Origin of the sequence: Cellulosimicrobium sp. RS, from assembly GCF_046159675.1 — a bacterium.
In the GTDB taxonomy this organism is placed as follows: domain Bacteria; phylum Actinomycetota; class Actinomycetes; order Actinomycetales; family Cellulomonadaceae; genus Cellulosimicrobium; species Cellulosimicrobium funkei.
The window spans coordinates 1-14373 of record NZ_JBJXVU010000014.1 but is presented as its reverse complement, the minus strand read 5'-3'; the positions used below and the strand labels follow the sequence as shown (position 1 = coordinate 14373).

Here is a 14373-nt window from a genome sequence, read left to right as displayed (position 1 = left end):
GGCGCTCGCAGTCCCAGCGGTAGCTCACGTGAGCCACTACTGGACAGCAGAGAACGACGGCCTTTCGACACGTGCGCAGGTGGCGGCTGGCTCGGGACCTTACGAGTCCACCATCCCGACCGCCATCGCGGACTACTCCCCCGTACTGACGCCGCAGCAGTCCGCCGCCGCCGAGGAAGCAGCCGCCGCTCTCGCACGCTTCGACTCGTACGCCAGCGCAACGCTCGGGCCGGACAACCCCACCCTGGGTCCGATGTCCTCGATCCTGCTGCGCACCGAGTCCGCTTCCTCGTCGCAGATCGAGAACCTGACGGTCGGCGCCAAGCAGCTCGCGCTCGCCGAGATCGACCTGACGGCGAGCACCAACGCACGCACCGTCGTCGCGAACGTCCGGGCCATGCAAGCCGCGATCGACCTCGCCGACCGGCTCGACGAGGCCTCGATCCTCACGATGCACCGCGAGCTCCTCGCCGGGCAGCCCGGATGGGAGGAGCACGCGGGGCGTTACCGAGGCACTCTGGTCTGGGTCGGCTCGTCGAGCATCAGCCCGAGAGGCGCGACCCACGTCGGGCCCCAGCCCGAGCTCGTCCCTGGAGCGATGGCGGACCTGATGGCCTTCGTCCGCCGGGAGGACCTTCCCGTCCTCGTCCAGACCGCCGTCGCGCACGCGCAGCTCGAGACGATCCACCCGTTCACGGACGGCAACGGCCGCACCGGCCGGGCCCTCGTGCACGCCATGCTGCGCTCGAAGGGCCTCACGCGGAACACCATCGCCCCGGTCTCCGCGGGCCTCCTCATCGACACCGAGGCCTACTTCGACGCGCTCACCGCGTTCCGCGCCGGTGACGCCTGGCCGATCGTCGAGCAGCTCTCCCGCGCGAGCCGGTTCGCCGCGACGGCCGGAGCGCGGCTCGTCGACGACCTCGCAGGACAGGTCGCCTCAGCGCGGGAACAGCTTTCCGGGCTGCGGCCCCAGGCCTCCGCCTGGAGCGTCGTGCCGCACCTCGTGGCCCATCCGGTGATCAACGCGGCGTTCCTCCGCGACCACCTCGGGTTCAGCGACGTCACCGCCCAGCGAGCGCTGAGCCAGCTCGCCGATGCGGGTGTCCTCCGCGAGCGCAGCGGCCTCCGGCGCAACCGGGTCTGGCAGCACGAGGGGATCCTCGCCGTCCTGGACCTGTTCGCCCAGCGGATCCGGCGCAGCTGACGACGCCTGGAGGTCCCGGCGGGTGCCGACTACGTCCGCTCGTCCGTTACGAGGCCCTCCGACGGCCCCGTGCCGTCCCGCAGCGCCGCGTCGAGCCGTCGGACCAGCTCGCCGAGGCGATCGCCGCCGCCCGGCGCGGGCGGGTAGCAACGCAGCACCGCGACGACCTCGGGCGTCGCGAGCGCCCGCGCGGTGTCGAGCCACCTGCTCGCGACGCTCTCGTCGGACCCGTCCCCGCCCGCGGCGAGCGCGGCGGCGTGCGCAGCGTGGGCGGCGGAGCCGAGGACGTGCTTGATCTGGTGGGCGTCGGCGATCGGGTGCAGGTACGCGGCGCCGGCCGCCGCCATCGCGGCCCGGGCTGCCTCCGCCGCGGCGGGATCGCCCGCCTCCTTCGCCGCGCGCAGTGCCGCCCAGGCGGTGTCGCGCAGCACCTTGCCGCGCGCACCGCCGTCGGCGAACGCGCGGGCCGCGTCGACCGCCTCGCGGGGGCGTGCGTCGTCGGGCCGGACCGCCTCGACGAGCTCCAGCGCCGGCTCCGCGCACCGGGCCGCGTACCCCGTGACCGCCCGCAGGTCCTCGATGCTCAGCTCGACCGCAGCCGCCGTCGTCGTCACCGCTCGCTCCTCGCTCTCGCGCGCTCCCGTCCGGGCCAGGACGCGGAACGCCCTGCGAGCACCGTACCGAGCCGGGCACCCTCACGTCCCGACCCACGACCCGGCCCGCGGCGCACACGACGGCTCACACGACCGGCCCGGCCCCCCGCGCGACCTGGAGCACCCGGGCGACGCCGGGCTCGTCGGGGTCGTCGGTGATGTCGCGCCCGTCGAGCCAGCACCCGACGACGTGCGCGAGCTCGCCGGGGTGGCTGAAGTTCATGGCGTGCGGAGCGCCCTCGATCGCCGCGACGGTCACGTGCGGGGGCGCGAGCGCTCCGACCTCCCGCACCCGCCACGGCGGCGGCATGAGCGGGTCGCGCGTGCCGAGGACGGCGAGCGTCGGCACGGGGACGCGCAGCACGCGTTCGAGCGAGGGGAACCGGGCGAGCTCGGCGAAGAGCTGGAGCGCGTTGACCGGCCCGAACCGCACGTAGTCGGGCACGGCGACGCGCGCCATGCGCGGGCTCTCGCGCACGGCGTCGCGCGCGAGCTGGGTGAGGGCGCGCCCGAACGGCTGGTTGTGCACGCCCCCGGCCGGCGAGGCGAGCACCACGCCGGCGACCCGGTCGGGGGCGGCGTGCGCGACCTCGAGGCTGACGGGCCCGCCCATGGAGTTGCCGAGCAGGACGACCCGGTCGAGCCCGAGAGCATCGAGCGTCGACAGGAGCGCCCACGCGAGGGCCGGGATGCCGAGCGGGTGGCCCCACTCCTCGCTGCGCCCGTACCCGGGCAGGTCCGGCACGACGGCGGTCGCGCGGTGGGCCAGACGCTCGGCCGTCGGGAGGAGGTAGGTGCCGGAGATGGCGAAGCCGTGCACGTGCACGATCGGCACGGCGCCCGCGACCTCGGGTCCGGAGCGCACGAAGACCTCGCGGCCCTCGACGGTGACGTGGCGCGACGTCCACCCCTCTGCGGCCATACCGCGATCCTCCCAGTCCCCCGCGCCGACCTCGGCAGCGCGGGCGGCGGAGCACCCGCGACGGGTGAGGCGCCGGGACGACCCGGGCGGCGAGCATGGACGCCGGACGGGGGTCGACGTGGAGCAGAGCACGGGTCGGACCGCGGGTCGGCCGACGGCGGCCGACCGGCGCCTCGCGCTGCTCCTGGCCGCCGCGATGTTCGTGCTCGTGGTCGACACGTCGTTCATGAACGTGTCGATCTCCGCCGTCGTGCGCGACCTGGGCACGACCGTGAGCGGCGTCCAGACGGCGATCGCGCTCGAGGCGCTCGTGTCGGCGTCGTTCATCCTCGTGGGCAGCAAGGTCGGCGACCTCGTGGGCCGGCGGCGCGCGTACGTCGTCGGGCTGCTCGCGTACGGGGCGGGCGCGGTGGCGATGACGCTCGCGCAGAGCCTCGTGGCGGTCGTGATCTTCTGGTCGGTCATCGGCGGGCTCGGAGCCGCGCTGCTGCTGCCGGCGATGCAGTCGCTCGTGCACGGCAACTTCGAGGGCACCGCGCGCAAGGCGGCGTACGCGCTCGTGGGCGCGGCGGCGTCGATCGCGGCGGCGGTCGGGCCGCTGCTCGGCGGCGTCATCACGACGACGCTGTCGTGGCGCGTGGCGTTCGGGCTCGAGGCCGTGGTGATCGTCGTCGTCCTCGTGGGCGTGCGGCTCGTGCGCGACGTCCCGTACACGGGCGACCGCGCGGTGGACGTGGTCGGGACGGTCCTGTCCGTCGTCGGGATGGGCGGCGTCGTGCTGGGCGTGCTGGTGTGGCAGGAGGGCGGCGAGGCGGTCGGGGCGCTCGTCCTCGTCGGTGCGCTGGGCTTGGTGGGCCTCGCGTGGTGGCTCGTGCGCCGCGCGCGGGCGGGGCGGACGACGCTCGTCGACCCGGGGCTGTTCCGCTCGCCCGCGTTCCGGATCGGGGTGTCGCAGCAGCTCCTGCAGCAGGTCGCGCTGGGCGGGGCGATGATCGCGCTGCCGATCTTCCTGCAGATGGCGCTCGGGTACGACGCGCTGCTCGCGGGCCTCTCGCTCGCCCCGCTGTCGCTGACGATGTTCGCCGCCGCCCTCGTCGCGGGCAAGCGCCCCGGCCGACGGCGGCCGGCCTCCCGCGTGCTCGCGGGCTTCCTCCTGCTCGTCGTGGGCGTGGTGGCGCTCGTCGCGGTGGTGCCGCGGGCGTCGTCGGGCTGGTGGCTCGCGCTGCCGCTCGTCGTGGCGGGCGCCGGGCTGGGGCTCCTGATCTCCCAGCTCAACGCGTACACGCTCTCCCCCGTGCCGGAGGAGCGCGCGAGCGAGGCCGCAGGCGTGAGCTCGGCCGCCGGGTCGTTCGGCCTCTCGCTCGGACTCGCCGTCGCGGGCGCGGTCATGCTGGCGTCGCTCGCGGCGGGGTTCACGGCGCGGGCGGAGGCGAGCGACGTGCTGCCCCCGGACGACAAGGAGCAGGTCGCCCGGGTGCTCGAGGACGACGCCGAGATCATGAGCGACGCCCAGCTCGTCGAGCTCCTCGCCGACGAGCCGCCCGCGGTGCGGGCCGAGGTCGTGGCCATCAACGACGACGTGCGGGCGCGGGCGCTGCAGGTCGCGCTCCTCGTGCCCCTCGTCGCGGGGCTCCTCGGCGTCGTCGCGGCGCTGCGCATGCGCCGCCTGCCGGACCCCGAGGTGCGCGAGGGCGAGCCGCCGGTCCTCGGCTGACCCGCGTCGTCGGGTTCGTGACCGGACCGAGACCCGGTTCGTTGCTCGTGCTAACCGTCGCGAAACGCCGGGGAAACAGCGACTTGTGAGCATCGCTGACGGCAGGGGGCCCCACCACACGACCGCCGGTCGCGCCGTACCTCCGCGCGCCCGGAGGAAGGACCGCTCGCCCATGACCCGTCCCGTCCCCCGCAGACGGCTCCGCGCCCGCGCCGCCCTCGTCGGCGGTCTCGCGGTCGCCGCGGCGGCCCTCGCCGCCCCCGCGCACGCCGCACCGTCCGTCGCCCAGGTCTCCCTCACGGCGCCCGCGTCGGTCGAGGTCGGCGCGGAGATCACCGTCACGATCGCCGCGACCGGTGCCGTCGACCTCTACGCCTACGACCTCGCCGTCGCCTACGACCCCGACCTCGTCGCGCTCGTGGACGACTCCGTCGTGACCCCGGACGGCGGCTTCGCCGACGCGACCGACGACGCGGCCGGGACGGTCGCCGTCACGCACACGCGGCTCGGCACGTCGCCCGGCCTCGAGGGCGACGTCACCCTCGCGACCCTGACGTTCACCGCCGTGTCCGACGGCGCGGCGGCCTTCGCCGTCCCGACCGCCACGCTGGTGGGCGCCGACGCCGGGACGGCGACGCTCACCGACGGCGCGAGCGCCACGACGACCGTCACGGCGGCCGACGTCCCGCCCACGGCGGAGCCGACGGGCGGGACCACCACGCCGCCGGTCGACGACGGCGGCACCACGCCCCCCGGGGACGACGGCGCGTCCGACTCGTCGTCGTCCCCGTCCGGGTCGACCTCGGGCGGCGCGCTCGCGTCGACCGGGGCGAGCGTCGCGTGGTTCGTCGGCGCCGCGCTCCTCGCGGTCGCCGTCGGCACGGGCATCCTGCTCGCGCGGCGTCGGGCGGCCACGCGATGACCGGCCCGCTGCCCCGCCCCGACAAGCCGCTCGCGCACCTCGCGCCCGTCCCCTCGAAGGAGCCGTCCGTGACCACCACCCACCGGCGCGCCGCCACCGGCGGGCTCGCCGCCCTGACGATCGGCGGCCTCGTCCTCGGCGTCACGACGGCGCCCGCCGCGACCGGTGCGCCCGGCGCCGAGCCCGCGCCGCTCCTCGCCCCCTACTGGACCGCGCTCGACCTCACGGGCGACCAGCAGGTCACGACGGACGACCTCGCGGTCGTCGCCGCGGCGCTCGGCGCGACGTCGGCGGACGCCGTGTGGGACGACGTCGCGCCCGCCGACACGGACGGGGACGGCACGATCACGGTGACCGACCTCGCCGCCGTCTCGCAGCGCATCGTGTACGACGACGGCCCGTTCGAGCTCGTCGAGGCGTCCGTGCTCGACATGCAGGCCGCGATGAACGCGGGCACGACGACGTCGGTCGCGATCACCCAGGAGTACCTCGACCGGATCGAGGCGTACGACACGACGCTCGTCGACACGGGCGCCGGCGGGCGGCCGCTGCACTCGATCATCAGCACGAGCGACGTCGCGCTGCAGGCCGCCGCGCGCGCCGACGCGGTCCGCGCGACGGACGGCATGACGAGCCTGCTGCTCGGCGTGCCCGTCGCGGTGAAGGACAACTACGACACGAAGGACATGCCGACCACGGGCGGCTGCGGCTGCTGGGACGACAACCGGACGACGACCGACGCGACGATGGTCGAGGGCCTGCGCGCCGACGGCGCGGTGATCCTCGCGAAGGCCAGCCTGGACGAGTTCGCGTTCGGGTTCGCGTCGGAGTTCTCCTCGTTCCAGGACGCGGGCACGAGCACGCTCGTCGCGAGCCCGTACGTCACGAGCCGCACGGCCGGCGGGTCCAGCGGCGGCACGGGGGCGGCCGTCGCGGCGAACCTCGCCGGGCTCGGCCTCGGCACGGACACGGGCGGGTCGATCCGCGTCCCGTCGTCGTACAACCAGCTCGTCGGCTTGCGCCCGACGGTCGGCCTCGCGAGCCGCGACGGCATCATCCCGCTCGCGCTGAGCCAGGACACGGGCGGGCCGATGGCGCGCACCGTCCTCGACGCGGCCGTCGCGCTCGACGCCGTCGCGGGGGTCGACGCCGCCGACCCGGTGACGTCGCGCCAGGAGGGCGAGGTCCCGGCGTCGTACACGCAGTACCTGGACGAGGGGGCGCTCGACGGCGCCCGCATCGGCTACGTGCCGTCCATGCTCGGCAGCAACGCGGCGACGCTCCGCCTGTGGGCGCAGACCCGCGCGACGCTCGAGTCGCTCGGCGCGACCGTCGTCGAGGTCACGCCGCCGACCACGTGGTCGCCGGTCCTGCCGAACGGCTTCGCGAGCGTCCTCTCCGAGGGGTCGGGCTCGACGAACGAGTTCAAGCACGACCTCGACGCGTACGTGGCGACCCACCTCGCCCCGCAGGTCGAGGCCCGGACGCTCCAGGGGATCGTCGGCTCGGGCCGCTACGTGCCGTCCCGCCGCAGCACGTACGTCTCGCGCGACGCGGTCACCGAGGAGGCGTACCACGCGTGGGCAGGCCCCGAGGGGTCGCACACCAAGGTGCTCGCCGAGGGCAAGGTGCTCGTCACCGCGATGCTCGACGACGCCGACCTCGACGCGCTCGTCTACCCGAGCGCCAACCCGTACGGGACGATCGGCACCAACCTGCGGCTCAGCCCGAACACCGGGCTGCCCGCGGTGACCGTCCCGGTCGGCCAGGCGGTCGCGACCGACGGCACCGTCACCGGCGGCGGCGTCAACCTCGAGCTGCTCGGTCGCGACTTCGACGAGGGCCCGCTGCTCGGCCTCGCGTACGCGCTCGAGCAGGCCACGCAGGCCCGCACCTCCCCCGCGCTCTACGGCCCGCTCGGCTGAGCGGCCCACCACCAGCGCCGACGGCGGCCGTCCCCTCCCGGGGGCGGCCGCCGTCGTCGGTCAGGAGAGGTCGCCCATCACGGCGACGACGCGTCAGCGGCGCGGTGTCCGACGGCGCTCGTCGTCGCCACCGAGCGCGGCACCGAGCGCCGCGAGCACGAGCAGGTCCACCACGAGGCCCGCGACGCCGACCCACTGCAGCGCGCGGAACACGAGGAGCTGGGTGAGCAGGAGCGAGACGAGCACGCCGCGCCGGACCCACACGGCGCCGGCCCGACGGTCCTCGGGCCGCCCGCGGCGGGACACCACGACGCACGCGACGACGCACGCGACCGTCGCGGCGACGCCCGCGGCGATGCCGGCCCCGACCCAGGTGGGCACGTCGACGTCGCCGACCAGCACGCGCAGCCCCGCGAGCAGCGAGCCCAGCGCCGTCCCGAGCACGAGCACGACCACGACGACTGCGGCCCAGCGGCGCTGGAGCGTCTGCGCGAACCAGGCCGACGAGCGCCGCACGAGGGCGCGCACCGGGTCGGGCACGTCGACGTCGTCGCGCGGCACGGCCTCGACGAGCGCCGCGACCTCGTCGGCCGCCGGCTCGCCGCGACCCAGCGTGACGAGCGCGCGGGCCTCGTCGCGCGCGTCGTCGGTGAACCCGCCGGCGACGCCCGCGACGGCGCGGTCGGTCGCGACCGCGAGGTACTCGGCCGGGTGGTGGCGCCGCCACCCGTGCAGCGCCTCGACGACGAGGACGAGCACGACGACCGTCGCGTAGATGAGCGCCGCCGTCGGCTCGTAGAAGTAGTCGTTGTCCGCGGTGACGAACTTGCCGATCTCGTCGACGAACAGCCCGAACCCGATCCCGCCCACGAACGCGCCGAGCGAGCGCAGGGCCGGGCCGACGAAGGAGAGCAGCAGCACGAGGGCGAGCGCCATGCCGAGCCCGCCCCACAGCACGTGCGCGACGTGCAGGTCTCCCCCGCCGACCTGCGGGTACCCCGACGCCGCGAGGAAGAACCGCGTCACGAGCACCGTCGCGACGGCGACCACGAGGAACGTCACGACGTGCCGCACGGCCGCGGTGTCCCGGGCCGCGCCCAGGCGCAGGGCGCGGCTCCGCCGGGAGGCCCCGGCGGAGGCGCGCCCCGTGCCCGTGCTCACCGCTTGCGCTTCTCCCGCACGCGGACGCTGATCTCGATGGGCGAGCCCTCGAACCCGAACGTCTCGCGCAGGCGGCGCTCGATGAAGCGGCGGTAGCCCGCCTCGAGGAACCCGGTCGCGAACACGACGAACCGCGGCGGGCGCGTGGAGGCCTGCGTCGCGAAGAGGATGCGGGGCTGCTTGCCGCCGCGCAGCGGGTGCGGGTGGGCGGCGACGAGCTCGCCGAGGAACGCGTTGAGGCGGCCCGTCGGGATGCGCGTGTCCCAGGAGTCGAGCGCGCGCTCCATCGCCGGGGCGAGGCGGTCGGTGTGCCAGCCGGTGCGGGCCGACACGTTGACGCGCGGCGCCCACTGCACCTGCACGAGGTCCTTCTCGATCTCGCGCTCGAGGTACGGGCGACGGTCGTCGTCCATGAGGTCCCACTTGTTGTACGCGATGACGAGCGCGCGGCCCGCGTCCACGACCTGGGAGATGACGCGCGTGTCCTGCTCGGTGAGCGGCACGGATGCGTCCACGAGCACGACGGCGAGCTCCGCCTTCTCGATCGCGGCCTGCGTGCGCAGCGACGCGTAGAAGTCGGCGCCCTTCGTCTGGTGCACGCGGCGCCGGATGCCGGCGGTGTCGACGAGGACGTACGGGACGTCCTTGATCGTCACGAGCTCGTCGACCGGGTCGCGCGTCGTGCCGGCGATCTCGTCGACGACGACGCGGTCGGCGCCCGCGAGCTTGTTCAGCAGGGAGGACTTGCCGACGTTCGGGCGCCCGACGAGCGCGACGCGACGCGGCCCGGTCGGCCGCACCTCGCCGTGCTCGGACTCCGTGGGCAGCGCCGCCATCGCGGCGTCGAGCAGGTCGCCCGTCCCGCGGCCGTGCAGCGCGGACACGGGGTGCGGCTCGCCGAGGCCGAGGCTCCACAGGTACGCGGCGTCCGCCTCGCCCGACTGCCCGTCGACCTTGTTGGCGCACAGCACGACGGGCTTGCCCGACTCGCGCAGGAGGCGCACGACGCGCTCGTCCGTCGCGGTCGCGCCGACGGTCGCGTCGACGACGAAGAGCACCGCGTCGGCGAGGGAGATCGCGACCTCGGCCTGCTCGGCGACCTTGGACTCGATGCCCGCGACGTCGACCTCCCAGCCGCCGGTGTCGACGAGCGTGAAGCGGCGCCCGGCCCAGTCGGCGGGGTAGCTCACGCGGTCGCGCGTGACGCCCGGCTTGTCCTCGACGACGGCCTCGCGGCGGCCGAGGATGCGGTTGACGAGCGTCGACTTGCCGACGTTCGGGCGCCCGACCACGGCGAGCACGGGCAGGGGCGCCTCGGGCGCCGCGCCGTCGAGCGCGTCCTCGTCGGCGTCGAGCAGCGCGAGGTCGGCGTCCTCGAGCTCGTAGTCGTCGAGTCCGGCGCGCAGCGCGCGCTCGCGCGCCTCGTCGTCCGCGGCGTCCGCGGGCGCCAGGGGCTCCTCGGCCTGACCGACGGCGTCGGTCCGTCCGGGCGTGCCGGGCTGGGCGGGGTCGGGTGTGGTCATGGGGTCCATTCTCCCAGGCCGCGGGCCAGGCTCCGAACCGGGCCGCGGGCGCGTCGTGCGGGTGCCCGTCCGGCGCGCCCGGCGTCAGCCCGCGGCACCGTCCCGGCGGGCGGCGAGCCGCGCGACGACGGCCCGCACGACGTCGTCGGGCACGGGCTCCGCCAGCGGGAACCGCAGCGTGCCCTTGCCGTCCTGGTAGCGCGCGATGCGGCGCGCGAGCGCGTCGTCGACCTCGGGCACGGGGTAGAGCGAGACGTGGTGGGCCCAGCCCGCGAGGTAGACGACGTACCGGCCGTCGCGCGTGAAGGTCGGGATGCCGTAGCTGATGCGCTCGCCCAGGCCGGGCACGGTGTCGTGCACCACGGCGCGCAGGTGCGCGACGACCTCGCGCGCATCCGGGGCGAGCGTCGCGAGGTACTCGTCGACGGTCGCGGGCTTGCCGGGCGGCTCGGCCATGCGTGCTCCCTCCCCCGCGGGCGGCGCCTGCCCGGCCCTGCGACGGGGCGCCGGCGCCTGAGCGCGAACCTACCGCGCGGCGGGCGTGCCCGCGAGGCGCACGAGCACGACCCCGGCGACGACGAGCACGCCGCCCGCGGCCTGCACGAGGCTCGGCACCTCGCCGAGCAGGAGCCACGCGATGGCGACGGCGAACAGCACCTCGGACAGCCCGACGAACGACGCGAGGCGCTCGCCCATGCGCACGGTCGCGGCGACGCCCGAGACGTAGGCGAACGCCGTCGCGACGAGCACGACGACCGCGAGCGGGACGTACCAGGGCGCCGGCGAGCCGAGGAGCGTGACGTCGACGAGCGGGGCGGCGAAGGGCAGCACGCCCGCGAGCGCCGCCGCGCCGAGCGCGAGCGCTCCGACGCCGAGCCCGCTCGCGGCGAGCGCGACGGGCGGCAGGCGCGTCGGGCGCGCGGACAGCACGAAGTAGGCGCCCAGCCCTACCGCCGCGCCGAGCGCGAGGAGGACGCCGAGGAGGTCGGGGCGGGCGCCGCCCGGGTCGACGACGAGCACGAGCCCGAGGACCGCGACGGCGCAGCCGGCGAGCGTGAGCCGGGGCGGCACGCGGCGCGTGCGGGCCCAGGCGAGGCCGACGAGCAGCACGGGCGCGAGGTACTCGATGAGGAGCGCGATCCCGACGGGCATGCGCGCGACCGCCGCGAAGTAGCACAGCTGGGTGCCCGCGACGGCGACGAGGCCGAACCCGAGGACGAGCCGCCACTCCTCGCGCAGGAGCCGGTGGCTGCCGCGCAGGGCGACCGCCGCGACCGGGGCGAGGACGAGCGCCGAGCACAGGGCGCGCGCGAAGACGGCGGCGCCGGGCGTCCAGCCCGCCTCGAGGAGCGGCTTGACGAACGGTCCGCTCGCGCCGAACGCGAGGGCCGACGCGAGCCCGACGAGCAGACCGGTGCCCGGGCGGTCGCCCACCACGTGCGCCACCGGCCGGTCCGTCCTCATGGCCTCGGCCGGTCCCCGCGCGGGTCGTCCAGCGGCAGCGCCACACCGGTCAGCGCGACGGTGTCGGCGACCAGCTCGGCGAGCGCGGTGCGGATGCGCTCGTTCGCGTCCTCGAGCGCCTGCTTGCCGCTCACCCCGGGCACGCGCTCGACGGTGAGCGGCGCGCCGAAGCGGACGACGAGCCGACGGCGCAGCCCGGGGACCCGGTTGACGCCCTCGCCCGCGCGGCGCGTGCCGAGCACGGCCACGGGCACCACGTGCGCGTGGCCGTTGAGCGCGAGCCACGCGACCCCGGCGCGCGCGGACGTCGCGTCGCCGCGCCCCCGGGCGCCCTCGGGGAAGACGCCGACCGCCCCGCCGCGCCGGAGCACGCCGAGCCCGGCCGCGAGCGCCGGGCGTCCGCCGGTGCGGTCCACGGGGATCTGCCCGGCGGCACGCAGCACCCAGCCGACCGGCCCGGTGAACATCTCCTCCTTGACGAGGACGTGCAGCAGGCGGGGCGCGACCCCGAGGACGAGCGGCCCGTCGACGACGCCGGTGTGGTTCGCGGCGAGCACGACCGGGCCGTCAGCCGGGACGTGCTCCGCCCCGATGACCTCGGTCGCCCACACGACACGGGCGAGGAAGCGACCCACCCAGCGCGACCACGCCGGCCCGGCGGGCGACGGGACGCCGTCTCCCGTGCCGCGGCTCACGAGCCCTGGCGCGGGCCGACCGCCCGCCCGGTGACCTGCTCGACCACGGAGAGCACCGCGTCGATCGTCTGCTCGAGGTCGAGCTCCGACGAGTCGACGGTCACGACGCCGTCGGCCGCGACCTGGAACTGCGAGACCGTCGCGTCGTCGCGGTCGCGCCGCAGCACCTGGTCCTTCGTCGCCTCGACGGCGGCCGCGTCGGCCGTCCCGTGCACGTCGAGCGAGCGGCGCGCGAGGCGGGCCTCCTCGCTCGCGGTGAGGAGCACGCGCACGTCGGCGTCGGGGGCGACGACCGTCGTGATGTCCCGGCCCTCCGCCACGACGCCGCGGCCGCCCGCGAAGCCCGCGGGCGTGCGCTCGGCCTCGATGGCCGCGCGCTGGAGGCGCCGCAGCTCCGCGCGCACCGCGAGGTTGGTCGCGACGGCGCTCACGGCCGTCGAGATCTCGGTCGAGCGGATCGCCTCGCCGACGTCCGTCCCGTCCACGTGGACGGTCGGACCGGACGGGTCGAGGCCCATGACGAGCGGCATGACGCGCACGGCGTGCGCGACGGCGTCCTGGTCGGCGAGGTCCTCGCCGCGGTGCAGGCACCACCAGGTGGCGGCGCGGTACATCGCGCCCGTGTCGAGGTAGGCGAGGCCGAGGCGGCGCGCGACGCCCTTCGACACGCTCGACTTGCCGGAACCCGACGGCCCGTCGATCGCGACCGTCAGCGCGCCGTCGGCGCGACCCTCCCCCGCACCCGGCGTCCCCGCGCTCACTGGGCCAGGTCCTTGCGCAGCGCCGTCGCCCCGTGCAGGTAGACGTGCTGGACCGCCGCGCGGTCGACGTCGAGCTCGGCGTGCGCCATGAGGCGCACCACGCGCGGCAGCGCGCCGGGCACCGCGATCTCCGTCGCGCACATGAGCGGCACGTCGCCGAGGCCCATCTCGCGCGCCGCGGCGGCCGGGAAGTCGGCCACCAGGTCGGGGGTGCACGTGAAGAGGATCGAGATGAGCGCGCCGGTGTCGACGGCGTTCGCGTCGAGCACCTCCTGGACGAGCTCGCGCGTGCGCGCGAACAGGTGCTCGCGCTCGTCGGCGTCGAGCTGGGTCGCGCCCCGGATCGCCCGGACCGGCATGGATGGTGCTCCTTCGTGCGGGACGGCCCGCCTCGCGGCGGTCCGTCGGGGTGGTGTGCGGGACGCGCGGACCTAGAGCCCGACGCCCGCCATGAGCGTGCCGAGCTCGGTGCGACCGAGCACGCGCGTCGTGCCGGGGCGCAGGTTGCCGAGCGCGATCGGGCCGATGCGCGTGCGCACGAGGCGCGTCACGGGGTAGCCGACCTCCTCGAACATGCGTCGGACGACCCGGTTGCGGCCGGAGTGCAGCACGACCTCGATCATCGTCTGGTCCGCGACCTGGTCGACGACGCGGTACGCGTCCGCCTGCACGACCCCGTCCTCGAGCTCGATCCCGTGCAGGAACTTGTTCGCGACGTTGCCCGCGACCTTGCCGCGCACCGTGACGAGGTAGGTCTTGGCGACCTCGTGCGAGGGGTGCGCGAGGTGGTTCGCGAGCTCGCCGTCGTTCGTGAGGAGCAGCAGGCCCTCGCTGTCCGCGTCGAGGCGGCCCACGTGAAACAGGCGCTCGGGCCGGTCGGCGACGAGCTCCGCGACGGACGGGCGGCCGTCCGGGTCGTGCATGGTCGACACGACGCCGCGCGGCTTGTTGAGGGCGAGCGTCACGCGCGAGGAGTCGAGCTGCAGGCGCATCCCGTCCACGTGCACGACGGCGCGCGCCGGGTCGACCCGCACGCCCAGCTCCGTGACCCGCACGCCGTCCACCTCGACGCGGCCCTGCGCGATGAGGTCCTCGCACGCGCGACGCGAGCCCAGCCCGGCCGACGCGAGCACCTTCTGCAGGCGCACGCCGTCCTCGACGTGCACGTCGCGCTGGGGCTCGCTGGGCTGCCCGCGCACGGGACGGCGCGGCCGGCCAGCCGCCTGGCCGGCGCGGGGCGCCGACGTGCCGCGACCCGCGGCAGGGCGACCCCGACCGGCGGCCGCGCCGCGGCCCGCACCGGTCGCCCGACCGGCCTGGCCACGACCGGCGCCCTGCTCCCGGCCCTCGCCCGCGCCGCGGCCCGCGGACGAGCCCTGCGCGGACGAGCCGCCGCGCCGGGGCGCGCCACCCGCGCGTGCGCCGT

General features: G+C 76.2%; 14 protein-coding genes. 4 read left to right on the top strand and 10 right to left on the bottom strand.

The window, feature by feature from the left end:
- The first annotated feature begins 28 nt into the window (after positions 1 to 28).
- On the top strand, positions 29 to 1207 hold the full coding sequence (locus ACI769_RS18320; RefSeq protein WP_409142089.1) for a Fic family protein: 1179 nt from the start codon (positions 29 to 31) through the stop codon (positions 1205 to 1207).
- Between the two features lie 29 nt (positions 1208 to 1236).
- Here the strand turns inward: ACI769_RS18320 and ACI769_RS18315 are convergent, their stop codons facing one another.
- Positions 1237 to 1821, bottom strand: coding sequence for a putative immunity protein (locus ACI769_RS18315; protein WP_409142065.1), 585 nt, complete (start codon positions 1819 to 1821; stop codon positions 1237 to 1239).
- 124 nt (positions 1822 to 1945) lie between these two features.
- Complete coding sequence (locus ACI769_RS18310; protein ID WP_051028337.1) at positions 1946 to 2782, bottom strand: alpha/beta fold hydrolase; 837 nt, start codon at positions 2780 to 2782, stop codon at positions 1946 to 1948.
- Between the two features lie 196 nt (positions 2783 to 2978).
- On the opposite strand from ACI769_RS18310, the gene ACI769_RS18305 reads away from it, so the two are divergent.
- The 3 genes from ACI769_RS18305 (at position 2979) to ACI769_RS18295 (ending at position 7343) form a co-directional block, all read left to right on the top strand.
- Complete coding sequence (locus ACI769_RS18305) at positions 2979 to 4496, top strand: MFS transporter (RefSeq protein WP_085388757.1); 1518 nt, start codon at positions 2979 to 2981, stop codon at positions 4494 to 4496.
- A gap of 172 nt (positions 4497 to 4668) precedes the next feature.
- Positions 4669 to 5418, top strand: a complete 750-nt coding sequence (locus ACI769_RS18300) for a cohesin domain-containing protein (protein WP_409142064.1) — start codon at positions 4669 to 4671, stop codon at positions 5416 to 5418.
- A 68-nt stretch (positions 5419 to 5486) separates the two neighbouring features.
- A complete protein-coding gene (locus tag ACI769_RS18295) occupies positions 5487 to 7343 on the top strand; it encodes an amidase family protein (RefSeq protein ID WP_409142063.1) in 1857 nt (618 codons plus the stop codon).
- A 93-nt stretch (positions 7344 to 7436) separates the two neighbouring features.
- Here ACI769_RS18295 and ACI769_RS18290 read toward each other — a convergent pair whose 3' ends face one another.
- The 8 genes from ACI769_RS18290 to ACI769_RS18255 all read right to left on the bottom strand — a co-directional run.
- Complete coding sequence (locus ACI769_RS18290; protein ID WP_409142062.1) at positions 7437 to 8504, bottom strand: hypothetical protein; 1068 nt, start codon at positions 8502 to 8504, stop codon at positions 7437 to 7439.
- A complete protein-coding gene (gene der, locus ACI769_RS18285; RefSeq protein WP_082774637.1) occupies positions 8501 to 10036 on the bottom strand; it encodes a ribosome biogenesis GTPase Der in 1536 nt (511 codons plus the stop codon). Before der ends, ACI769_RS18290 begins: the two co-directional genes overlap by 4 nt.
- Positions 10037 to 10111: 75 nt before the next feature.
- Complete coding sequence (locus ACI769_RS18280; RefSeq protein ID WP_409142061.1) at positions 10112 to 10483, bottom strand: iron chaperone; 372 nt, start codon at positions 10481 to 10483, stop codon at positions 10112 to 10114.
- A 69-nt stretch (positions 10484 to 10552) separates the two neighbouring features.
- Positions 10553 to 11473 (bottom strand): EamA family transporter, encoded by a 921-nt coding sequence (locus tag ACI769_RS18275; protein WP_409142060.1) that lies wholly within the window; start codon positions 11471 to 11473, stop codon positions 10553 to 10555.
- Positions 11474 to 11487: 14 nt separating this feature from the next.
- On the bottom strand, positions 11488 to 12186 hold the full coding sequence (locus tag ACI769_RS18270; RefSeq protein WP_409142059.1) for a lysophospholipid acyltransferase family protein: 699 nt from the start codon (positions 12184 to 12186) through the stop codon (positions 11488 to 11490).
- A complete protein-coding gene (gene cmk, locus ACI769_RS18265) occupies positions 12183 to 12947 on the bottom strand; it encodes a (d)CMP kinase (RefSeq protein WP_409142058.1) in 765 nt (254 codons plus the stop codon). The genes ACI769_RS18270 and cmk overlap by 4 nt, the downstream gene beginning before the upstream one ends.
- Positions 12944 to 13306, bottom strand: a complete 363-nt coding sequence (aroH, locus tag ACI769_RS18260; RefSeq protein WP_043660429.1) for a chorismate mutase — start codon at positions 13304 to 13306, stop codon at positions 12944 to 12946. The genes cmk and aroH overlap by 4 nt, the downstream gene beginning before the upstream one ends.
- A 72-nt stretch (positions 13307 to 13378) precedes the next feature.
- Positions 13379 to 14373, bottom strand: a 995-nt coding sequence (locus ACI769_RS18255) for a pseudouridine synthase (protein ID WP_409142057.1), incomplete at its 5' end; no start/stop codon positions are given.

Coding starts and splice junctions, on each gene's coding strand:
- ACI769_RS18300 (WP_409142064.1), top strand. CDS start 4,669: ATGACCCGTCCCGTCCCCCGCAGACGGCTCCGCGCCCGCGCCGCCCTC.
- ACI769_RS18310 (WP_051028337.1), bottom strand. CDS start 2,782: ATGGCCGCAGAGGGGTGGACGTCGCGCCACGTCACCGTCGAGGGCCGC.
- ACI769_RS18280 (WP_409142061.1), bottom strand. CDS start 10,483: ATGGCCGAGCCGCCCGGCAAGCCCGCGACCGTCGACGAGTACCTCGCG.
- aroH (WP_043660429.1), bottom strand. CDS start 13,306: ATGCCGGTCCGGGCGATCCGGGGCGCGACCCAGCTCGACGCCGACGAG.
- ACI769_RS18305 (WP_085388757.1), top strand. CDS start 2,979: ATGTTCGTGCTCGTGGTCGACACGTCGTTCATGAACGTGTCGATCTCC.
- der (WP_082774637.1), bottom strand. CDS start 10,036: ATGGACCCCATGACCACACCCGACCCCGCCCAGCCCGGCACGCCCGGA.